At 48.9% G+C, this 22,138-nt stretch carries 21 protein-coding genes; 12 read left to right on the top strand and 9 right to left on the bottom strand.

Annotated elements, in window-relative coordinates; translation table 11 throughout:
• Window positions 1-92: 92 nt before the first annotated feature.
• The 3 genes from rpmB (at window position 93) to mutM (ending at window position 1,427) form a co-directional block, all read left to right on the top strand.
• Window positions 93-329, top strand: coding sequence for a 50S ribosomal protein L28 (gene rpmB, locus ACLGE8_RS05540; RefSeq protein ID WP_002436699.1), 237 nt, complete (start codon window positions 93-95; stop codon window positions 327-329).
• Between the two features lie 22 nt (window positions 330-351).
• The gene (gene rpmG, locus ACLGE8_RS05535; RefSeq protein ID WP_003024094.1) at window positions 352-519 is read left to right on the top strand and encodes a 50S ribosomal protein L33; all 168 of its coding nucleotides are present in this window, start codon (window positions 352-354) and stop codon (window positions 517-519) included.
• A 98-nt stretch (window positions 520-617) separates the two neighbouring features.
• Window positions 618-1,427, top strand: a complete 810-nt coding sequence (mutM, locus tag ACLGE8_RS05530; RefSeq protein ID WP_410997046.1) for a bifunctional DNA-formamidopyrimidine glycosylase/DNA-(apurinic or apyrimidinic site) lyase — start codon at window positions 618-620, stop codon at window positions 1,425-1,427.
• 52 nt (window positions 1,428-1,479) lie between these two features.
• On the opposite strand, the gene coaD is transcribed toward mutM, so the two are convergent.
• From coaD to ACLGE8_RS05515, 3 genes are all read right to left on the bottom strand, one after another.
• Window positions 1,480-1,959 carry a pantetheine-phosphate adenylyltransferase gene (coaD, locus tag ACLGE8_RS05525; protein WP_410997044.1) on the bottom strand — a complete coding sequence of 160 codons (480 nt, stop codon included), beginning with the start codon at window positions 1,957-1,959 and terminating at the stop codon, window positions 1,480-1,482.
• Between the two features lie 8 nt (window positions 1,960-1,967).
• Window positions 1,968-3,245 (bottom strand): lipid IV(A) 3-deoxy-D-manno-octulosonic acid transferase, encoded by a 1,278-nt coding sequence (gene waaA / locus ACLGE8_RS05520; protein WP_410997043.1) that lies wholly within the window; start codon window positions 3,243-3,245, stop codon window positions 1,968-1,970.
• A 243-nt stretch (window positions 3,246-3,488) separates the two neighbouring features.
• The gene (locus ACLGE8_RS05515) at window positions 3,489-4,478 is read right to left on the bottom strand and encodes a glycosyltransferase (RefSeq protein WP_410997042.1); all 990 of its coding nucleotides are present in this window, start codon (window positions 4,476-4,478) and stop codon (window positions 3,489-3,491) included.
• A gap of 306 nt (window positions 4,479-4,784) precedes the next feature.
• Between ACLGE8_RS05515 and ACLGE8_RS05510 the strand changes: the two genes are divergently transcribed.
• From ACLGE8_RS05510 to ACLGE8_RS05490, 5 genes are all read left to right on the top strand, one after another.
• Window positions 4,785-6,035, top strand: a complete 1,251-nt coding sequence (locus tag ACLGE8_RS05510; protein WP_410997041.1) for an O-antigen ligase family protein — start codon at window positions 4,785-4,787, stop codon at window positions 6,033-6,035.
• A 277-nt stretch (window positions 6,036-6,312) separates the two neighbouring features.
• Window positions 6,313-7,317: a lipopolysaccharide core heptosyltransferase RfaQ gene (gene rfaQ, locus ACLGE8_RS05505; protein ID WP_410997127.1), complete on the top strand. Its 1,005-nt coding sequence runs from the start codon at window positions 6,313-6,315 to the stop codon at window positions 7,315-7,317.
• 21 nt (window positions 7,318-7,338) lie between these two features.
• Window positions 7,339-8,463, top strand: a complete 1,125-nt coding sequence (locus tag ACLGE8_RS05500; RefSeq protein WP_410997040.1) for a glycosyltransferase family 4 protein — start codon at window positions 7,339-7,341, stop codon at window positions 8,461-8,463.
• The gene (rfaP, locus tag ACLGE8_RS05495) at window positions 8,456-9,253 is read left to right on the top strand and encodes a lipopolysaccharide core heptose(I) kinase RfaP (protein ID WP_410997039.1); all 798 of its coding nucleotides are present in this window, start codon (window positions 8,456-8,458) and stop codon (window positions 9,251-9,253) included. The genes ACLGE8_RS05500 and rfaP overlap by 8 nt, the downstream gene beginning before the upstream one ends.
• A gap of 128 nt (window positions 9,254-9,381) precedes the next feature.
• Window positions 9,382-10,152: a glycosyltransferase family 25 protein gene (locus ACLGE8_RS05490; protein WP_410997038.1), complete on the top strand. Its 771-nt coding sequence runs from the start codon at window positions 9,382-9,384 to the stop codon at window positions 10,150-10,152.
• A gap of 134 nt (window positions 10,153-10,286) precedes the next feature.
• Here the strand turns inward: ACLGE8_RS05490 and rfaC are convergent, their stop codons facing one another.
• Genes rfaC through rfaD form a run of 3 tightly spaced genes read right to left on the bottom strand, consistent with a single transcriptional unit; the run spans window position 10,287 to window position 13,238 of the window.
• Window positions 10,287-11,246, bottom strand: coding sequence for a lipopolysaccharide heptosyltransferase RfaC (gene rfaC / locus ACLGE8_RS05485; protein ID WP_410997037.1), 960 nt, complete (start codon window positions 11,244-11,246; stop codon window positions 10,287-10,289).
• Between the two features lie 3 nt (window positions 11,247-11,249).
• Window positions 11,250-12,296 (bottom strand): ADP-heptose--LPS heptosyltransferase RfaF, encoded by a 1,047-nt coding sequence (gene rfaF / locus ACLGE8_RS05480; RefSeq protein WP_410997036.1) that lies wholly within the window; start codon window positions 12,294-12,296, stop codon window positions 11,250-11,252.
• Window positions 12,297-12,305: 9 nt separating this feature from the next.
• Entirely contained in the window at window positions 12,306-13,238 is a 933-nt protein-coding gene (gene rfaD / locus ACLGE8_RS05475; protein ID WP_410997035.1) for an ADP-glyceromanno-heptose 6-epimerase, read from the bottom strand.
• A gap of 297 nt (window positions 13,239-13,535) precedes the next feature.
• Between rfaD and ACLGE8_RS05470 the strand changes: the two genes are divergently transcribed.
• The 4 genes from ACLGE8_RS05470 (at window position 13,536) to ACLGE8_RS05455 (ending at window position 18,268) form a co-directional block, all read left to right on the top strand.
• A complete protein-coding gene (locus ACLGE8_RS05470; protein ID WP_410997034.1) occupies window positions 13,536-14,687 on the top strand; it encodes a glycosyltransferase in 1,152 nt (383 codons plus the stop codon).
• Window positions 14,688-14,841: 154 nt separating this feature from the next.
• A complete protein-coding gene (gene kbl, locus ACLGE8_RS05465) occupies window positions 14,842-16,038 on the top strand; it encodes a glycine C-acetyltransferase (RefSeq protein WP_220440702.1) in 1,197 nt (398 codons plus the stop codon).
• 9 nt (window positions 16,039-16,047) lie between these two features.
• Window positions 16,048-17,073: an L-threonine 3-dehydrogenase gene (gene tdh / locus ACLGE8_RS05460; protein ID WP_410997032.1), complete on the top strand. Its 1,026-nt coding sequence runs from the start codon at window positions 16,048-16,050 to the stop codon at window positions 17,071-17,073.
• A 157-nt stretch (window positions 17,074-17,230) separates the two neighbouring features.
• On the top strand, window positions 17,231-18,268 hold the full coding sequence (locus ACLGE8_RS05455) for a glycosyltransferase (protein ID WP_410997030.1): 1,038 nt from the start codon (window positions 17,231-17,233) through the stop codon (window positions 18,266-18,268).
• Here ACLGE8_RS05455 and ACLGE8_RS05450 read toward each other — a convergent pair.
• The 3 genes from ACLGE8_RS05450 to gpmM are packed head-to-tail and all read right to left on the bottom strand — an operon-like array spanning window position 18,265 to window position 22,032.
• Window positions 18,265-19,200, bottom strand: coding sequence for a divergent polysaccharide deacetylase family protein (locus tag ACLGE8_RS05450; protein WP_410997028.1), 936 nt, complete (start codon window positions 19,198-19,200; stop codon window positions 18,265-18,267). The genes ACLGE8_RS05455 and ACLGE8_RS05450 overlap by 4 nt on opposite strands.
• 3 nt (window positions 19,201-19,203) lie before the next feature.
• Window positions 19,204-20,475 carry a murein hydrolase activator EnvC gene (gene envC / locus ACLGE8_RS05445; RefSeq protein ID WP_410997026.1) on the bottom strand — a complete coding sequence of 424 codons (1,272 nt, stop codon included), beginning with the start codon at window positions 20,473-20,475 and terminating at the stop codon, window positions 19,204-19,206.
• Window positions 20,476-20,484: 9 nt separating this feature from the next.
• The gene (gpmM, locus tag ACLGE8_RS05440) at window positions 20,485-22,032 is read right to left on the bottom strand and encodes a 2,3-bisphosphoglycerate-independent phosphoglycerate mutase (RefSeq protein WP_410997024.1); all 1,548 of its coding nucleotides are present in this window, start codon (window positions 22,030-22,032) and stop codon (window positions 20,485-20,487) included.
• Window positions 22,033-22,138 lie beyond the last annotated feature (106 nt).

The raw sequence follows: 22,138 nt of genomic DNA, 5'->3' as shown, positions 1-22,138 counted from the left end.
CTTAGAACTACGCGATGACCGGGCTGTAAAGCCTGACGAGGCGCCGATACCCCATACGAAGCTCGAGCTAATTTGATTTTTGGAGAATAGACATGTCCCGAGTCTGCCAAGTTACTGGCAAGCGTCCGGTGACCGGTAACAACCGTTCCCACGCACTGAACGCGACTAAACGCCGTTTCCTGCCGAACCTGCACTCTCACCGTTTCTGGGTTGAGAGCGAGAAGCGTTTTGTCACCCTGCGTGTATCTGCTAAAGGTATGCGTGTTATTGATAAGAAAGGCATCGATACAGTTCTGTCCGAACTGCGTGCCCGTGGCGAAAAGTACTAAGTACTTAAAGAGGAAATAAATCATGGCTAAAGGTATTCGCGAGAAAATCAAGCTGGTTTCTTCTGCTGGTACTGGTCACTTCTATACCACCACGAAGAACAAACGTACTAAGCCGGAAAAACTGGAACTGAAAAAGTTCGATCCAGTTGTCCGTCAGCACGTTCTGTACAAAGAAGCTAAAATCAAATAATTTTAGTTTTGATGTCACGAAAAACCTCGCCTTGGCGGGGTTTTTTGTTTTCTGCGCGTCCCCATAATAGAGAGATCTGTATTTGAGTTGGAGACGCTATGCCTGAATTACCTGAAGTTGAAACCAGCCGCCGGGGTATTGAACCACACCTGGTTGGTGCCGCCATCCAGTACGTTGTTATTCGCAACGGCCGCCTGCGCTGGCCTGTCTCTGATGAAATCTACCGACTGAGCGATAAGCCCGTCCTGAGCGTCCAGAGACGCGCAAAGTACCTTCTGCTTGAACTGCCCGACGGATGGATAATTATCCATCTGGGGATGTCTGGCAGCCTGCGTATCCTATCTGAAGAGCTCCCCGCAGAAAAACATGACCACGTAGACCTGGTGATGAGTAACGGCAAAGTGCTGCGCTATACCGACCCACGTCGCTTTGGCGCCTGGCTATGGACCACGGAGCTGGAAGGGCACAGCGTGCTCGCCCATCTCGGCCCTGAGCCGCTCAGCGCGGAATTTAACGCCGATTATCTGCTAACGAAGTGTGCGAAGAAGAAAACGGCGATCAAACCCTGGCTGATGGATAACAAGCTGGTAGTGGGCGTGGGGAATATCTACGCCAGCGAATCGCTGTTTGCCGCGCGGATCCACCCGGATCGGCTTGCTTCATCGCTCTCAAGAGAAGAGGGCGAACGGCTGGTAGACGCGATCAAAGCGGTGCTGGCACGATCGATTGAGCAAGGTGGGACGACGCTAAAAGACTTCCTGCAAAGCGACGGTAAGCCGGGCTATTTCGCTCAGGAGTTGCAGGTGTATGGGCGCAAAGGAGAAGCGTGTCGGGTATGCGGTACGCCAATTGTGGCGAGCAAGCATGCGCAGCGGGCAACGTTTTATTGTAAGCAGTGCCAGAAGTAACTCATACCAGTAGCCCGGCCAAGCGAAGTGCCGCCGGGAACGGCAGAGAAGCCTACTTCAGCTTCTCCATCAATGCCTGATGCACGTTTACCGGCAGGAAATGGGTCACATCACCATTATGACGTGCCACCTCTTTCACCAGCGAAGACGAGATAAACGACCACTCTTTGGATGGCATCAGGAAGACGCTTTCCAGCTCCGGCATCAGGTGGCGATTCATATGCGCCAGCTGCATTTCATACTCGAAGTCAGCCACGGCGCGCAGGCCGCGAATCAGAATATTGGCCTGCTGTGCCCGCGCAAAGTTGGCCATCAGGTCGCTAAAGCCCATAACTTCAACGTTATCAAGATGCGCCGTTGCCTGCTGGGCCAGCGCCACGCGCTCGCTCAGATCGAACATCGGTTTTTTACTGGGACTGGCCGCAATGGCGAGGATGACGTGGTCAAACATGCATGCCGCACGGGTCACGATATCAAGGTGACCGTTGGTGATAGGATCGAAGGTGCCTGGATAAATCGCCCGTTTTTGCATAGTCATCCTCAATGCGTTTTCGGTGGCAGGTAAGGCTCCAGAAGTTGTAGCAGACGCTGTAGCGCGCCCTGATTCTGGTAAAGAACCTCAACGGCATGACGGCCATAGAAACTACGGTAGTCTTCATCGGCTAACAGCGAAGCTACTTCTTTCTCAAGGCTGGCGGCATCGGTGACCGTAATCAGGCCACTGGCCTGCTCCAGGCGAGCGCAGATATCTTTGAAGTTGAAAGTATGCGGCCCCATCAGCACAGGAATGGCGTGGGCGGCAGCTTCCAGCGGGTTATGCCCGCCACGTTCAACCAGTGAACCGCCGACAAACGCCAGGTCGGCAATGCCGTATAGCAGCATCAGTTCACCCATCGTGTCGCCAATCACCACTTGGGTGGTGGCAGAAGGGACTTCGCCGGAAGAGCGAGTAGTATAGCTCAGACCTGCCTGACGAGTGAGGTTGATGGCATCCGGAAAACGTTCTGGATGACGAGGTACCAGAATCAACAGCAGGTCGGGGTATTGCAGCAGCAGCGCTTTATGCACGGCAATGATAATACTCTCTTCGCCATCATGGGTGCTGGTGGCAATCCATACCGGACGATGCGGGGCCCATTGGCGACGCAGCGTGACGGCTCTGGCCGCTAACTGAGGCGTTACCGAGATATCAAACTTCAGGCTACCGGTAATCGTCACCTGGCTATTTTTGGCACCGAGCGCGACAAAGCGCTTACCGTCTTCTTCGTTCTGCGCCGCAATTAGCGTAATGCGCTGCAACAGCGTACGCACGAACGAGCCAAGCTTAGCGTAACCAGCAGCAGAACGCTCGGAAAGGCGGGCGTTGGCGATAACCAGCGGAATATGACGGCGATGCAGTGCGGCAATCAGGTTCGGCCACAGCTCAGTTTCCATGATAAGCACTAGCTTAGGGTCAATCTTATCGAGGAAGCGATTCAGAGCATCCGGTAAATCATAAGGTAGGTAGACATGCTGAACGTCTTTGCCAAAGGCCGACTGAACGCGCTCAGACCCGGTTGGGGTCATGGTGGTCACCGTAATCGGCAAATCTGGATAACGATGGCGCAACGCGCGAACCAGTGGGATGGCTGCCAGGGTTTCACCAACGGAAACGGAGTGCAGCATAATGCCACCGGGTTTAAGCGGCTGGCGATAGAAACCATAACGTTCACCCCAGCGTTTGCGATAGGCTGGAGCTTTACGTCCGCGCACCCAAAGCCGTACCCAGATGAGAGGCTGGATAAGGTAGAGGAGGGCGGTGTAAAGCAATTCGAGCATATAGAGTAGCTGGCTTATGGATGTGCTGGGGATTCTATGTATTTAACTATGGCTTTACCATCATTTTTGCTGATTTTTTGAGGAAACTGTACGGATCATGAGAAGGGGGGCCTGAGTCATGTTGCCCCACTTTGTCATCTCAGCAGCGAAAGGCTAAAAAAGAATGGTTATGGGCTTAAAAAACGATCTCCTGATAAAATATGACGAAAATATCACCATTCATGAAAGCAGAGTATCGGTTTATTAGCGACTTTTCTTCGCTTGGTATTTTTTAACCAAATATTTGATATAGAAAATAAAGGAACCAAGAACGTGGCCATTGTGTTTTAAATGTGTGCTTTTTCTCGACAGTTGTTTATATGTAGTAGGTGCTAATAATGGAATGTCTTTCCAGGGTGAGTTTTCTCTGGCGACATTGAAGTATTCTACTTCAGCATAAAATTGCGCCCAGTCATGCCAGGGTTTAGTGACACCAACATAGTGTATGAATACCGTTTGTGGTGTGATTTTAAAGGCATCACCACCTTTTTTGGCCAATGTGTCGATGTTAAAGAATGAATTAAACTTATGATCCAAAATTTTTACACGATCGTTGAAGAGGACATTCAGTGCGTCCTGATCGGGGTGTGAAAAACGATTTTCATTGACCTTTGTAATGACCTGTAAAGTCAAATTAATATCTTTTAATTCTGGAAGATTGAAGTACATGAATCCTGAGTTGAAGTATAGGTCAGGATTGATACCGGCAACAGCAGAGGTATCGACAAATCTGTCATGAACAGCCATTAATACATTGCCGTTGAACTCTTCTTTGAGTAAGGGAGCAAGACTCTCTTTACATATAATATCAGAATCAAGATATATAATATTGTTTAATTTATCTGCAAAGTAATCAATCGCAATAAGTCTAAAATAGATTGAATAATTCCATGCCTTAGATGCAGTAGGTAGGTTTTTTAATTCATTGTCATCTAATACATAAAATGTGATACGAGTATTATATTGTTTTGTCAGGGTATAAAAAAGATGAAGTTGATGTTCATCAAGGTAATTAGTAAAAATATGAAAGTGGAAGTTAATATCGCGATTATTTAAAAGGACAGATGTAATCGAAACACCTGTGCCATAAAGAAAAGGCCTATCAGCACCATAGGTAATATTGACACATGTATTTGTTGGATCATCATTTTCAATATGTGCATTCTTAATATATTTTATTATATTGTCTTTCACATTTATTCCTTTTATTTTTCAGAGCGCACTGGTGTTTATGTTAGATAAAGTAGCTATTCTGTTGGCATAGGATAGAACAATCTGCAAAGGAAGGAAAGAGATAGTCACATGATAAATTTTATATATTAATCATTGTGTTATGTGGTTCTCTCTTGCAAGGAAAACGAAGACGCACGGTGAGACGAAGAGACAAAATTAATAGGGGATTTTTACGGTTTTTTATAATAAGATATGTCCTATGAATCGTATGTTTAAACGCTTGTTATTGATTAATAAGGCAATTTTAATGGGTGAGATTTCAGTTTTATGAATCAAGTAAGATATGGTCAAAATGATAACACCTTGATTTTAAGCAAGATAGTTTTGGTGCTAATGATCTTTGGTTTATTTACGATTGATAATCAAGGGGTGCTAAATATAACCTCTGTAATCGCTGTTCTTTTATCTCTTTATTATGTCAAAGTCAACGACGTCGAAATTAAAAAAAATATTTTAGACCTCATTCAAAAGAGAAAGATACTGCTACTCTTCACGTTATGGTGTGTTTTCTGTATTGCATTTTTCACCTATGAAAATAAATTTCTCCATGCCTATAGCATATTGATAAAAGACTGGCGTTACCCGTTGGTAATGATGTTGTTTTTTGGTGCATTCAGCAAATATAAAACCTCACTGAGACATTTTTTTGTGATTGGAGCGATGCTTACGCTATCCTATATTGTCTTAGTTGTGCCAATTTTAAGAATTATAAAAAATAACCAACAGGAATTGTATCTACAGCTTCGCTATGGTTTCGCATTCTATGTCGTTATGCTATTCCCTTTTGTATTGACCGGGGCTGTTTTATTAAAGAATGCTTTTCTTAAAGCAGCATTGTATATCGTTTCTGCGCTTGCATTTGTCTTTTTATTATATACCGGAAGTCGGGGGGGGATCTTAGCTATTGTTGTAGAGATTTTCATGCTCTCATTTCTTGTGAGTAAAACTCTTAAGAGATTTATGGTAGCTACCTGCAGTCTGCTAATTATAATGTCTGTTTTGCTGGTCGGGACTTACAATACAGTGGATCAGGTAAAAAGAAAAGTTGATCAAACTCTTCAAATGAAAAACGTAACCTCCAGTCGCGATGAGCTCATCACTGACCGCTTTCCTCTGGTAATGGAGAATATCAATAATGTTGTCTTTGGTATTGGGTACGGAAATGCTACATATAACCAATATTTAGAGGACCACAATGCGCCGAAAAATCCAGGCGTATATTCTGAAAAAAATAAAGGCTACAATATAGATGAACCATTTTTTATAATAGTTCTTTATAATTTAGGGGTAATTGGACTGCTTTTATTTGTGTCGGCTTTTTACATTACATTTAAAGATATATATGGCCGTGCTAGAACCCAAAAAGATATTTTCAGTATTTCATTACTTTGTTCTCTAGTTGGTTACATTCTGGTATATTGCTTATTTGAACAAATGTTCATAAACGTATTCTTTTTATACAGTATAGCCATTGTGATGCTGTATGAAAAAAATGAACCAGTCAAAGTGACGAGTTAATATAAAATGAGCCTATGTGGAATATTTAAGATCATAGGCTCAATATTCATAATATAATCGATATATTTATATATTGAAGCTATTTATTTGTTTTCTATTTCACATAGAACTTTTCATAGATATCGAATTGTCAAGTGAATAGTGGTATAATATAAGCAATAAATGCGATGGTGTGATCTGCAGTACACAGGTAGCTGTTGAGCCTGGGGCGGTAGCGTGATTTGAAATTAACAATAACCTGAAAGGGTATAGTGTGAAAAAGATCCTGGTAATAAAAATGCGCTTTCACGGTGATATGTTACTAACCACACCGGTCATCAGTACGCTTAAAAAAAATTATCCTGATGCAGATATTGATGTTCTGCTCTACGAAGATACTATTCCAATTTTATCTGAAAATCCTGACATCCATGCATTGTATGGGATAAAAAATAAGAAGAGTTCTGTTCTTGAAAAAGCAAAAAACTTCTTAATGCTGATCAGAGTATTGCGCGGTAATCATTATGATTTAGTGGTTAATCTTACCGATCAGTGGATAGTCGCTTTACTGTGTCGCTGCCTGGATTGCTCAATAAAATTAACTCATGATTTTTCTCATAGAAATAAGAAATTCTGGCGTGATAGCTTTACCCATCACGTTCCTCTAAGTGGAGAACATTGGGTTGAACGTAATTTGTCTGTTCTGATGCCATTAAACCTAAAGGAATCAGTCCCAGTACTGAAAATGGTTTATGGGGAGCCAGTATGGCAATCCGTTCGGAAAAAACTTCCTCAAGTTGATACTCGGAAGTATGTTGTTATACAGCCAACGGCGAGACAAGAATTCAAATCGTGGGAGAATGAGAGATTCTCCCAGGTGATCGATGCGATACATCGTTTGGGATATCTGGTTGTACTGACTTCCGGACCCGGTGCAAGCGATCTTGCCTGTGTCGATGAGATTGCCAGGGGATGTGAAACTAAGCCCTTAACTGAAATCGCCGGTAAAACAACATTCCCAGAGCTTGCTGCATTAATTAATCATGCTGTACTTTTCATTGGTGTAGACTCAGCCCCGATGCATATCTCTGCAGCTGTTAAAACCCCCATCATTTGCCTATTCGGCGCTACCGATCATATTGCATGGCGACCATGGTCTGATGATGTGACGCAATTTTGGGCTGGTGATTATCAACCCATGCCTGCGCGTGAGAACCTTGATCGAAGTAAGAAATATTTATCTGCTATACCTGCAGAAGACGTGATTGAAGCCATACAGTCACGGTTACCTAAAATCGATTAATAAAGCATCCGGATATATAAAATGGATATTGCCTTCTGTTTGTATAAATATTTCCCTTTTGGTGGGTTGCAGCGTGATTTTTTACGCATCGCGTCGACTGTTGCAGCACGCGGGCACCATGTGCGGGTTTACACGCAATCATGGCAAGGAGATATTCCAGATAGCCTGGAGATAATAATTGTTCCTGTGAAATCATGCTCCAATAACGGGAAAAATGCAGAGTATCATCGCTGGGTAAGTAAACATCTTGAGAGTAATCCAGTAGTACGGGTTGTCGGCTTTAATAAAATGCCAGGGTTAGATGTTTATTATGCTGCTGATGTTTGTTACGCAGAAAAAGTCGCGCAAGAAAAAGGTCTTCTCTATCGTCTGACGCCACGATACCGGCATTATGCAGCCTTTGAGAAAGCAACATTTGCTGCAGGGACATCAACACAACTGTTGATGCTAACAGATAAGCAAATTGCTGATTTTCAGAAACATTATCAGACTGAGATAACACGTTTCCATATCCTCCCTCCGGGAATTTACCCTGACAGAAAATATAGCTCTCAGGCACCAAACTGTAGAGCTATTTTCCGGAAAGAAAATGATATCAGTGATTCCCAGTATCTAATTATACAAATTGGATCTGATTTTACCCGTAAGGGTGTCGACAGAACTATCAAGGCGATGGCTTCCTTACCAGAACTTGTCCGCAAACAAACGATTCTGTTTGTTGTTGGTCAGGATAAGCCCGAGCGCTATATAAAGCTGGCAACAGAGTGTGGCATTGCTGACAACATCAAGTTCTTCCCCGGTCGTAATGATGTCTCTGAGTTAATGGCAGCTGCCGATCTCTTGATTCATCCGGCATACCAGGAAGCCGCAGGGATCGTGTTGGTTGAAGCAATTGCAGCGGGTTTACCTGTCATAACAACTGCAGTTTGCGGCTACGCCCATTATATTAAAGATGCTAATTGCGGTATTGTTATTGATGAACCGTTTGAACAAAAATCATTGAATGAAGCTGTTTGTTTTTCTTTAACTGACTCAGGGCAAAGAGTTGCATGGAAAGAAAATGCACAACACTTTGCTGATACTCAAGACCTTTATAGTCTACCTGAGAAAGCAGCTGATATTATTATAGGCGGTGGCCATGGTTGAGTTAAAAGAGCCTTTTTTATCCTTGTGGAAAGGGAAAAATGTTTTTTCTGAAGTGCAGAAGTTGCAGGGAGAAACATTTAGACAGCTCGAAACGCGTAGAACGATAAGGTTTGAGACTGCAGGGAAAAGCTATTTTCTGAAATGGCACCAGGGAACTAAACTGAAGGAAGTGATCAAGAACTTATTCTCTTTACGCTTGCCTGTATTAGGGGCTGATAGAGAATGGAATGCTATCCATCGTTTGCAGGAATTGGATGTCGATACAATGTACGGTGTGGGCTTCGGGCAGCAAGGTCTTAATCCACTTAATCGTATCTCATTTATTATCACTGAGGATCTGAGCCCGGCGATTAGCCTGGAAGATTATTGTGCAGATTGGCTGGCGAATCCACCGTCACGAAAAATTAAAATGGCATTAATTGAGCGTCTTGCCGTTATGGTCAGAAAAATGCATCAGGGTGGTGTTAATCACCGAGATTGCTATCTCTGCCACTTTTTATTGCATCAACCGGCCAATTTTGAAGGTAATGCGTTTAAACTCTCGGTTATTGATTTGCACCGGGCTCAGATAAGAAATGCGGTGCCTATTCGTTGGCGAAATAAAGATCTGATTGGCTTGTACTTCTCCTCGTTAAATATCGGTTTAACGCACAGAGACTATTTTAGATTCTTGAAGATATACTTCGAAAAAGACATGAATACAATCATTCGTGATGAGTCAGGCCTCTTTGCAACCTATGCAAGAAAGACTGATAAAATTATTAACCATACATCAAAAAATAAACTATAAATACGAAATAATAGATTTTCTATAACTACATAGAATAGTTAATTAAATTTATTCAGTTGGCCAGTAATTGTCAATATATCTTTCATGGTGACGGTGCTGGCTTAATTTTTATTAGAGGGTTTGAACTCATGCACGTGCTGGTCATTTCACTTCCTTTTGATGATACCCGACGGGAGCGCGTATCAGACATAATGAATGAATTAAATATTGAATATTCATTTGTTGATGCTCTTTATGGCAAGACCTTGTCTGCCGAAGAAAAGTCTAAGATACCGCTAACTGAGTTTCAGCACAGAGTAAACCATAAACCAACTGATGGTGAACTTGGTTGCTCATTAAGTCATATGAAGGCATTTAAACAGTTTTTGCAGAGTGGACAAGACTGGGTCTGCATTCTTGAGGATGATGCAATAATCGATAAAAACTTTAAGGAGTTTATATCGACTGTCGATGAAAGTGTTCTCAAGAAAGATGCGTTATATCTACTTGGTGGGCAGGATGGCTTAAGATATAAGAATAAAGTTGTCTTGAATTTAATTAAACTTAAACGAATTGGTGGGCAGACCTTCGGTAAGGTTATATTTGGTCATGGGTATGTTTTGCGAGCCTGTGGTTATTTAATGAATTCTGAAATGGCTCAAAAACTCGCTTCCCGTTTTGAAAGTAACTTTTTCATCATAGATGAATGGGCGTATCTGATGCGGCAGGGCTATTTCTCGGATATATACATGGCAAACTTTGTCCATCATCCTGAAGAGTTATCCGGAAGTTGGTTAGAGAAAGAGCGTCAAGAGATAAAAAATCGTAAGAAAAAGAAGAAATCGTTTATTAGACGTTTAATTTCATCTTCATACTGGCATTCCCGACGGATTCTTCTCGGGTTATGTTGGTGGAAGTAAATGGCTGCAATCCCACTTAACCGTGGGCGAAATACGCTACAATAAAATAGTTTTATTAATCTGCAGATATGTTAAATCAGCAAGCGATAGTATCAATGCACGTTTAACATATCTGCGATGATGAGCACCAAAAATTACAGCAATGCTATGTGAGAATAAACCTGAGTGGGTTCAAGCATAGCTAGCTTCCCTTCCGGGGCACGACATGTGACCTGATTCTTTCCGTAACCCCCAATCAAACCAGGGTCTGTAGGGCCATATAGCGTAACATTCGGCCGATCTAGTGCGGCGGTCAAATGGCTTAATCCGGTATCAACGGATATAACAAACTTAGCGCCTGCTAAGATCCTGGCTACATCTCCAAGGCTCATTCGCGGTAAAACGTCGACGTAATCAAATCCCTCTGCCAGGCGTCTGGCGCGCGCCTCTTCATGTGGCGCCCCCCAGGGGAGCTTAATACGTATTCCTGCGTGATGTAGTAACCCAATAAGCTCCCGCCACTTCGCCTCGGGCCAATGCTTGTCATCACGAGTGGTGGCGTGCAGGAATACAGCATACCGCCCAGCATCAGCATTGCCTTCATTCAGGAAATGCCGGGCAATGGCGTAATCGCCCTGAGCTTCCGGTTTGGCATACCCCAGGCTTTTGGCAAACAGTTCGCGTGTCCGTTCCACGGCATGCTGCGCTTTAGCGATATGGTGCTTACGGTTATAGAACAGACTGGCCAGCGGTTCACGCGCGGTACTCCAGTCCATGCCATTTTTGATGCCATGGGCGAGCCGAGTGACCAGCGCAGCGCTTTTTACCAGGCCTTGAGCGTCAATGACCGCGTCGTAGTCGACGGCCTGAACCGCTTCTTTAAACGCTTTACGCTCAGCTTTGATAGGCGCAGAGAACCACGCTTTACGCCAGCGGCGAATCGCTACTGGAATGACGCGATCGACGGCTTCGTGCCAGGACGGGATCTGTGCGAAGCCTTCTTCAACAACCCAATCAAAGCGAATGCCGGGAAGGGCGCGCATGGCATCGGTTAACGCGGGCAGCGTGTGCAGCACGTCACCCATGGAGGATGTTTTGACAATCAGAACCCGCATGCGTCAGGCTTCCTCGCTTGCTAGCAGTGCATTAAGCTCTTCCAGCACGCGGGCCGGGGTAATATCGATAAGGCTCTGATGATAACCCTGAGCGGCATCACCTTTACGCACCTTGTGATAGCCGGTGATAAGACGAATTACGCGCGCCTTATTAGAGAGCGGCGGCGTAAAGTCAGGACTGCTTGGCCCGTAGAGCGCGACCAGCGGGCGATTAAGCGCGGCGGCAACGTGCATCAGGCCAGAGTCATTGGTGACGATAGCCTTGCAGGCGGCAATCAGGATGACTGCCTGTTCTAGCTGGGTTTCACCGGCCAGATTGCGGCACCAGCCTTTTTGTTCGTCGCTTAGTGAAGCGATGATCTCATTACCGGCTTCGTGATCTTTTGCCGAACCGAAGAGGACAATCTGGTTACCTTCATCAATGAGCTGTTTTGCCAGCGTCGCGTAGTGATAGTGTGGCCAGCGCTTGGCTGGGCCAAACTCAGCACCGGGACAAAAGCCAATCATCGGACGTTCACTGGAAAGCGAGAACGCGTTACAGGCCAGGGATTTCTCCCCTTCGTTAACCTGCAACTGCGGCCATAGCAGAGGCTGCGGCAGATCTTTGGCGCAGCGCATCACGCCTTTGTCATAAGCCAGCGCGACGTAGCGCTCGACCATCAGCGGCCAGGCGTCTTTATCCAGCACGCGCGCGTCATTCAGCAGGCCGTAGCGCATTTCTCCACGCCAGCCGGTTCGCAGCGGAATACCCGCAAAGAACGGCACCAATGCTGATTTAAACGAGTTAGGCAGGACGTACGCGCGGTCGTAGCGCTTTTCACGCAGGCTATGACCGAGCTTGCGCCGTTCGCCAATTTCCAGCGCTCCGTGCCCTAAAGGCATGGCGATCGCTTCATTAACTTCCGGCATCCGCGATAATAGCGGACGGCACCATGCGGGTGCCATCACGTCGATTATCGCCTGGGGATAGCGCGCCTTGAGCGTGCGATAGAGACTTTGCGACATCATCATGTCGCCCACCCATGACGGGCCGATCACCAGTATTTTCATGCTAACTTCTTACGCGTCGCGGTTCAGCCAGGCCATATATTCCGTTACGCCTTCGGCGACGGTCTTGAACGGCTTATCGTAACCTGCTGCGCGCAGGTTGGTCAGATCGGCCTGAGTAAATGCTTGATAGCGGCCTTTCAGTTTATCCGGGAACGGAATGTATTCGATGCTGCCTTTCTTGTGGTACGCCAGGGTGGCGTCCGCAACGGCCTGGAAGGATTCTGCGCGGCCGGTACCCAGGTTAAAGATGCCGGATTTACCGTTTTCCCAGAACCACAGGTTTACTGCCGCAACGTCGCCAACGTAGACGAAGTCACGCTTGAAGCCGTCGCTGCCTTCGAACAGTTTCGGGCTCTCGCCGTTGTTTAACTGGGTGTTCAAGTGGAAAGCGACGCTTGCCATGCTGCCTTTGTGACCTTCACGCGGGCCGTAAACGTTGAAGTAACGGAAGCCAACGATTGGCGAGTCTACTTCTGGCATGATGCGACGTACGTATTCGTCGAACAGGAATTTGGAGTAGCCGTACACGTTCAACGGTTTTTCGAACTCGCGGGATTCGATGAAGTCGCTGGTGCGGCCGCCGTAGGTGGCTGCGGAAGAAGCGTACAGGAACGGAATTTCACGCTCCAGGCAGTAGTGCAGCAGCTCTTTGGAGTACTGATAGTTGTTATCCATCACGTACTTACCGTCCCACTCGGTGGTAGAGGAGCAGGCACCTTCGTGGAAGACCGCTTCGATTTCGCCGAACTCTTCACCGGCCATTACCTGGATCAGAAAGTCTTCTTTATCCATGTAGTCGGCGATGTCCAGGTCGACCAGGTTCACGAACTTGGTGCCATCTTTTAGGTTATCCACCACCAGAATATCAGTGATGCCTTTTTCATTTAGTGACTTAACGATGTTGCTGCCGATAAAGCCCGCGCCGCCGGTAACGATGATCATAAATGTAACCTTCGAATTATGGAGTCAGAGACAATCTCAGACACGAATGTCTCTAATCATATCACTACATAGCGTTGGCTTCAGCAGTACGTCGCGTCATGTAGTGCTGTGGCATTTGTACTGGCTATCGTTTCAGCCATTCTTAGTTGAAATGGTTTGGGGCTAGTAGTGTATGATGACGACGTCAATGGGTGTTCAGGGACGCAGTGCCGACTTTTCCGGAGCCACCAACGAATGAATAAGTAAAGTAGGGCACTGTGTCAGGGCTGACAATCGGCGTTTGGAATAAAATACTATATGCAACTTATGAAAATAATTATCACGGGTTATGAAACCAGTGGTCTCGGCGGTATGGAGACGGTATGTATTAATCTGGTGAATCTGCTGCGGATGCAAAATCCTGATATTGATGTCTCTTTTGTTTTCTTCAAGAAAAATAATAACAGTCCTGTTAATGATAACTGGCTCATGGGGCAGCGCTATTGCCGTCTCTCTTCAAATATAAAAATAACAAAACTAAGAAGATTGAGTTTTGCTTATGGCTTGCGGAAAATTATCCTTCAGGAAAAACCTGATGTAATCATATCTCTGGATACACTTTCATGTTACATCAGTCACGTTGCAAGAATGCATATGGACAAGCAGGTCAAAATATTTTCCTGGTTCCATTTTTCAATTTTTGATTTCTATAAGAATAACTACAAGAAAAAAATAAAATACATTAATAAAGCTGACTATCACCTTTCGATTAGCTCGGGAATAACTCGGCAACTCATTGAGATGGGAATAGAAAAAAGCACTATAGCAACGATTTACAACCCCGTTGCGCGATGTGATACCCGCATCCCTATCTCTGAGAAGCATGCCCGGTTTGTGTATGTTGGCAGGATAGTTGCCGACGGACAGAAAAACGTACGTGGTCTTTTCAACGGGCTGGCTGAGGTTAAGGGGGCGTGGTCCTTAGATATTATCGGCACCGGCCCGGATGTTGATACCTTAAAGGCGTTAGCTGAAACGTTGGGGATTAGTGAAAATATTCACTGGCATGGTTGGCAGAAATCACCGTGGGAATATATTCAAAACACGCTGAAAAATATCACTTGCCTGGTGCTAACCTCTCATTTTGAAGGTTTTGTTATGGTTCTGGTTGAAGCCAGCGCTCACGGTGTTTATGCCATTAGCTCTAATTGTGAAACGGGGCCAGCAGACATTATCGCAGAAGGGATAAACGGGAATTTATACCCTACTGATGAGCCGGAAAAATTTGTTTCCTTGCTGCAGGAGATCGTTGATGGAAAAGCGTTGCCTGCCGGTGAGCAGATTCAGCAGGCGATTGAGGAATTCTACGAAGATAACTATATCATTAAGGTTAATAAGGCTTTTGCCATGGCGGGATTTACCATGGCACCACCATCAACGTCTCAAGTCATTGATGACGTGTCCACGTAAAGCTGGTTGGTGATGCCAGCCCTGTCATTCCTGAAAGGTGATGTGGGTATACGTGATTTATGCTGCATTTTAGACAAGTCATGATGAGTCATCTCGAACAAACCAATAGCTTTGGGTAATATGTGCTGAAATTTGCCCAGTCTGGAGAATAGCAATGCGTGGGAATTTTTATAAGCAGTTAACGAACGATCTGGCAACTGCACGTGCGGAAGGGTTGTTTAAAGAAGAGCGCATTATTACGTCTGCCCAGCAGGCGGATATCACCGTGGGCGACGGCAGCCACGTCATCAACTTCTGTGCCAACAACTACCTTGGCCTGGCGAATCACCCTGAGCTGATTAACGCCGCGAAAGCCGGTATGGACAGCCACGGTTTTGGTATGGCCTCCGTTCGTTTCATCTGCGGTACCCAGGACAGCCACAAGGTGCTTGAGCAGAAGCTGGCCAGCTTCCTCGGTATGGAAGATGCGATTCTGTACTCCTCCTGTTTCGACGCCAACGGTGGCCTGTTTGAGACGCTGTTGGGCGCTGAAGACGCCATTATCTCCGATGCGCTTAACCATGCCTCTATCATTGACGGCGTGCGCCTGTGCAAAGCGAAGCGTTTCCGCTACGCCAACAACGATATGCAGGAACTGGAAGAACGTCTGAAAGAAGCCCGTGAAGCCGGTGCGCGTCACGTGCTGATTGCCACCGACGGCGTGTTCTCTATGGACGGCGTGATTGCTAACCTGAAAGGGGTGTGCGACCTGGCAGACAAATACGATGCGCTGGTCATGGTTGATGACTCCCATGCCGTTGGTTTTGTTGGCGAGGGCGGCCGTGGCTCCCACGAATACTGCGACGTGATGGGCCGTGTAGACATTATCACCGGTACGCTGGGTAAAGCGCTCGGCGGCGCGTCCGGCGGCTATACCGCTGCCCGTAAAGAGGTGGTGGAGTGGTTGCGTCAGCGTTCCCGTCCTTACCTGTTCTCTAACTCTCTGGCGCCAGCCATTGTCGCCGCCTCTATCAAAGTGCTGGAGATGGTGGAGTCTGGCGCTGAACTGCGCGATCGCCTGTGGGCAAACGCACGTCTGTTCCGCGAAAAAATGTCCGCAGCAGGTTTCACTTTGGCAGGTGCCGATCACGCGATTATCCCGGTGATGCTGGGCGATGCCGTGATCGCACAGAACTTTGCCCGCGAACTGCAAAAAGAAGGGATCTACGTGACCGGCTTCTTCTTCCCGGTCGTACCGAAAGGCCAGGCGCGTATTCGCACCCAGATGTCGGCGGCGCATACGACGGAACAAATTGAACGTGCGGTGGAAGCCTTTACCCGCATCGGTAAACAACTGGGCGTCATTGCCTAAGGGTGTGAGATGAAAGCGTTATCCAAACTGAAAGCGGAAGAAGGGATCTGGATGACCGACGTTCCTGAACCGGAACTCGGCCATAACGACCTGCTGATTAAGATTCGCAAAACCGCCATTTGCGGCACCGACGTGCATATTTATAACTGGGATGAATGGTCGCAGAAGACTATTCCGGTGCCGATGGTGGTGGGCCACGAGTATGTTGGTGAGGTCGTGGGTATGGGTCAGGAAGTGCGTGGCTTTAAGGTCGGCGACCGCGTCTCCGGCGAAGGTCATATCACCTGCGGTCACTGCCGTAACTGCCGCGCTGGTCGTACGCACCTGTGCCGCAACACCATTGGCGTGGGCGTAAACCGTCCTGGCTGTTTCGCAGAATATCTGGTGATCCCGGCGTTTAACGCCTTCAAAATCCCGGACAATATCTCTGACGATCTGGCGTCCATCTTCGACCCGTTCGGCAATGCGGTACACACGGCGCTCTCCTTCGACCTGGTGGGCGAAGATGTGCTGGTCTCTGGCGCAGGCCCAATTGGCGTGATGGCGGCGGCAGTGGCGAAGCACGTGGGCGCGCGTAACGTGGTGATCACCGACGTGAACGAATACCGTCTGGATCTGGCGCGCAAAATGGGCGTCACCCGTGCGGTCAACGTCTCCAAAGAGAATCTGAATGACGTAATGGCTGAGCTGGGCATGACCGAAGGCTTCGATGTCGGCCTGGAGATGTCCGGAGCACCGCCGGCGTTCCGTTCGATGCTCGACACCATGAATCATGGTGGGCGTATCGCGATGCTGGGGATTCCACCATCTGATATGTCTATCGACTGGACCAAGGTTATCTTTAAAGGTCTGTTTATTAAAGGTATCTACGGTCGAGAAATGTTTGAAACCTGGTACAAAATGGCGGCGTTGCTCCAGTCTGGTCTGGACCTGTCTCCGATCATTACCCACCGTTTCGGCATTGACGATTTCCAGAAAGGCTTCGACGCTATGCGCTCAGGTCAGTCAGGTAAAGTGATTCTGAGCTGGGATTAATCGCCTTCACAAAAGTTGTCCCCGGGTATTTATTAGCGTTAAATATCCGGGGATTTTTTTTGCCCTAACACAGCATAGAGTGCAACACTTTCTCTGACTTTTTGCCGTCTAATATGTTAAATATTGCCGTTAATTACACTGTCTGGCAGGATTCTATATGACCTACACCCCCGGTCTCCTGAGCGTCATAATGCCGCTTTACAACACCGGTGAGCCGTTTATCGCCTGTATGGATTCGCTGATCGCGCAAACCTGGGAGAATATCGAGATAATCATCGTTAACGATGGTTCGACGGATAACTCGGCAGAACTCGCCCAATCCTATGCGGATCGCTATCCGCACGTTCACCTGCTGCATCAGCGTAACGGTGGCGTTTCTGCGGCGCGAAATACCGGGATGAAAGTCGCAAAGGGTGAGTACATTGCCTACGTTGACGGTGATGACATTGCCTATCCGGAAATGTACGAAACGCTGATGAATATGGCGCTCAAGGACAATCTGGACGTGGCGCAGTGCAACGCTGACTGGTGTATTGCCGAAACGGGCAAAACCTGGGCATCGATTCCTACCGATCGCATTCGCTCGACCGAAGTCATGACCGGGCCGGATTGGCTGCGTAAAGGGCTCGCGAGCCGTCGCTGGCGCCATGTGGTGTGGATGGGTGTTTACCGCCATCAAACCATTAGAGATGCAGGCCTCTCGTTTATTTCGGGTCTACACCACCAGGATATAATCTGGACTACCGAATTCATGTTTAACGCCAAACGTGCGCGTTACACGGAAGTGCCGCTGTACAAATATTTTCTTCATGACGCTTCCATTAGTCGCCTGCCACGTACCGGTCTGAAGAACCTGGACTACCAGCGTCATTACATCAAAATTACCCGCCTGCTCGACAAGATGAACCACGACTACGCCGGGCGTATTCCAATATATCCGGAGTTTAAACAACAGGTTATCTACGAAGCGCTGCGCGTCTGCCACTGCATTCGCAAAGAGCCGGACCAGAAAATTCGCGAGCGAATGATTGCCGAGGTGGATGTTTCGGGGATGTTTAAACGGATGGTGAGCAACATTTGCAGCGTGAAGCTGGCGTATCAGGTGATGCTGTGGGCCATCCGCTTTGGTCAGTGGCGCGATAAGTCACTCACGCCTCGCCGCCTGGCCCATTTAACCTTGGGTCTGAAAGACTAACTGCTCTGTCGCCACCCCTGCCACTGCAGCTGTATATACTGCACCAGCGTGCTGTGGGTGATGCTCTCGCTTAACACGTTGAAGAAACGGCTGGCGTACACCGGCTCCAGCGGTTTTTTCGGCTTGCAGAGCGTTACGCCGCGGAACGGATTGCGCGGTGCGGTGGGTTGGCTTTGAGGCGGCAGGCTGTTGTTAGGCTTTGAAGTATCAATCTGCGGCTCATTGAGCAGGCTGCTCGGACGCACCAGGGTGATATCCGACGGCAGGTTGTAGACCATCTGTTGCAGAACGCGGACGGTGGTCGGGTGCGGGTGACCAATGGCGATAGCCGAACCGTTACGGCGCGCTAAATCGATAGCCCGATTAAACTGCACGCGGATATCCGCTTCGTTCTGCGTATCGTCGAGGAAAACCCGACGCTTAATCACCTTCACGCCGGTACCATTGGCGGCGCGCATGGCCTGGCTGTTGCCGATGGTCATGCTGTCGAGGAAATAGAGGTTGTAGCGGCTAAGCGCCTGCATCACCTTCTGCATCCCGAACAGGCTGGAGGTCATCGCACTGCCCATATGGTTATTCAGCCCGACGGCGTACGGCACCTTATCCACGGCTTCACGAATAATCCGCTCGATCTCATCGCTGCTCATATCCGGGCGAAGGGTGTCTTTCTCCAGCGGTTGCTTGCTGAGCGGCGCCATCGGCAGGTGAATCAGCACCTCGTGCCCGCCGTTGTGGGCTTTGGTGGCCATTTCACGTGCGTGAGGAGCGTTAGGTAACACGGCGACGGAAATGGTGGATGGCATCGCCAGTACCTGATTTTCCGTCTGTGGACGATAACCAAAGTCATCGATAACGATTGATAATTTACCGGCGTAACTCGGTGCGGCTAATGCCAGCGCACTGAGCAGAACTACCCTGCGAAATTGAAGCAAAACTTATCTTCCCAACCACGGCAGTGGATTGACCGCCTGACCCTGACGGCGAATTTCGAAATAGAGCGACGGTCTGCCTTGACCGCCACTGTTGCCCACCAGAGCGATAGGCTGGCCGGCACGGACCTGTGTGCCAACGCTGACCAGCGCGCTTTGGTTATAACCGTACAGGCTCATATCGCCTTTACCGTGCTCGACCACAACCACAAGACCGTAGCCCTGGAGCCAGTCGGCAAGAATGACGCGCCCATCGGCGATGGCTTTCACTTCGGTGCCTTCCGAGGCGCTGATAACCATCCCCTTCCAACGTAGTTCACCTTGCAGCTGTTCGCCATAACGGTGCAACGTGGTCCCACGAACCGGCCAATAGGCCTGGCCGCGTGGCGCACCCAGGCCGCCGGTACGGGCCATCAGCGAGCGTTCACTTTCGGAAGGTTTGTAGGTGGTGCCTTTACGGGTGGCTTCCTGCTGACGGTTGCGCACGGCCTCGGCTTCACGCGCTTCACGTTCGGCGCGGGCTTTGGCGGCGGCTTCCGCGCGGGCAATGCTGCTACGCAGACGGGATTCGTTAGCGCGCATTTCACCGAGCTGCTGCTGACCCGCCTGGATAGAGGATTCGAGCCCGGAAATGGTTTTCTGGCGTTCATTACGCGCCGCTTCGAGTTTGGCCTGCTGGGCCTTTTGCTCGTACAGCAGCGTTTGCTGTTCGCTCTGTTTCTCTTCCAGCTCGGTTTTCTGTGCGGCGACTTCTTCGCGGGTCTGCTTAAGATCGGCGATAGTCTCCTGGCGCGCCTGGTTCAGGTAGCCAAAGTAGGCCTGCAGGCGCTGCCCGCGCTGGCTCTCTTCACCGCTGAGGATAAGCTGAATACCCGTATGCTCGCCCTGACGGAATGCCGCATCAAGCTGTGCGGCCAGATTCCGCTCCTGCGCCGCACGCTGTTTTTCCAGCCTGGCGATGGAGGCGTTCATCTCGGCAATCTGCGCGTTGAGCTGTGCCAGCGAGTTTTGCGTTTCGCGCAGCTGGCGCGCGGCAGCGGCAATGGCCTGTTCCTGCGCTTTAAGCTGAGCAAGAAGGGTGGAGCGCTGCTGTTGCTGTTGGCGTACCGCGCGCTCTTTGGCGGCGATATCGGCCTGAATAGACTGGAGCTGTGAGCGATCGTCCGCATGGGCGGGCGCAGCGCACAGCAATACGCCAGCGCTGAGCGCGCTGGCGTAGAACGTGGACCGAAGCGTCGCCTCGGCCCATTTAATGGAATAAATCGCCTTTCCCCTCATGGGGAAGGATTATTCCACGATGAACAGCGGCTTACCAGTCATCTGTTGCGGGATTTCCATCCCCATCAGCGTCAGCATGGTTGGCGCGATATCGGAGAGCTTACCGCCTTCCACCGCTTTCACGGATTTATCACCAACGTAGATCAGCGGGACTGGCAGGCTGGTGTGTGCGGTGTGGGCCTGGCCGGTAGCCGGGTCACGCATCTGCTCAGCGTTGCCGTGGTCAGCGGTAACCAGCAGCTGGCCGCCCACTTTCTCGACGGCGCGGGTGACTTCATCCAGGCAGTGATCCAGCGCTTCAACTGCTTTCACTGCGGCTTCCATCACGCCGGTATGGCCAACCATATCGCCGTTCGGGTAGTTACAGATGATGGTGTCGTATTTACCGCTTTCGATAGCCGCAACCAGCTTCTCGGTCAGCTCAGCGGAGCTCATTTCCGGCTGCAGGTCGTAGGTTGCCACTTTCGGGGAGTTGATCAGGATGCGATCTTCGCCTTTGAACGGGTCTTCTACGCCGCCGTTGAAGAAGAAGGTGACGTGAGCGTATTTCTCAGTTTCGGAGATACGCAGCTGAGTTTTCTCATGCTTCGCCATCCACTCACCGAAGGTGTTTTCCAGGGAGGCTGGTGGGTAAGCGCAAGGGGCTTTGATGTCTGCAGCGTACTCGGTCAGCATGATGAAGTCGCCCAGCTTCACTTCTTTGTTGCGTTTGAAGCCGTCGAAGTCGGCGTTCACGAACGCGCGGGTGATTTCACGCGCACGGTCAGCACGGAAGTTCATGAAGATCAGCGCATCGCCATTTTCCATTGCGGCATCGGCCTGGCCGGCTGCGCGGATAACGGTCGCTTTCACGAACTCGTCGTTTTCATCGCGAGCGTAGGCTGCTTCCAGCGCGGCAACCGCGGTGTCAGCCTGGAATTCGCCTTTGGCTTCAACCAGCAGGTTGTAAGCTTGTTCAACGCGATCCCAACGGTTGTCACGGTCCATTGCATAGTAACGGCCGATGATGGAGGCAACGCGGCCTTTGCCCAGTGCGGCAAATTTCTCTTCAAACTTCTGCAGAGAGCCGTTCGCGCTGCGCGGTGGGGTGTCGCGACCGTCGAGGAACGCGTGCAGGTAGATTTTTTCTGCGCCACGTTCAGCGGCCAGTTCGACCATCGCCATGATGTGGTCTTCATGGCTGTGTACGCCACCGGCGGACAGCAGGCCCATGATGTGTACCGCTTTGCCCGCAGCAACTGCTTTATCCACCGCGCCGGACAGCACCGGGTTCGCGAAGAAAGTGCGCTCTTTGATTTCAACGTCAAGACGGGTCAGGTCCTGATACACGATGCGACCTGCACCCAGGTTCACGTGACCGACTTCAGAGTTACCCATCTGACCGTCTGGCAGACCGACTTCCAGGCCAGAAGCGTGGATCAGGGTATGCGGACGTTTTGCCCACAGCGCGTCCATAACCGGAGTTTTAGCGCTGTAGATAGCGTTATCCTGATGCTCTTCGCGGTAGCCGTAGCCATCCAGAATCACCAGTACCATAGGTTTTTTAGTAACCGACATTGCGACAACCTCATGCTCTAAAGACAGAAAATTTGCGTAATTTTACTACAGCTGAATCGATAAAATAACAACGAGAGATCAAAGAAAGCGGGGAGATGCGCGTTGA

It is taken from the genome of Kluyvera sp. 142486, assembly GCF_046569695.1.
In the GTDB taxonomy this organism is placed as follows: Bacteria; Pseudomonadota; Gammaproteobacteria; order Enterobacterales; family Enterobacteriaceae; genus Kluyvera.
The sequence above is the reverse complement of the archived record's forward strand: the minus strand, read 5'-3'. Positions and strand labels throughout refer to the sequence as shown.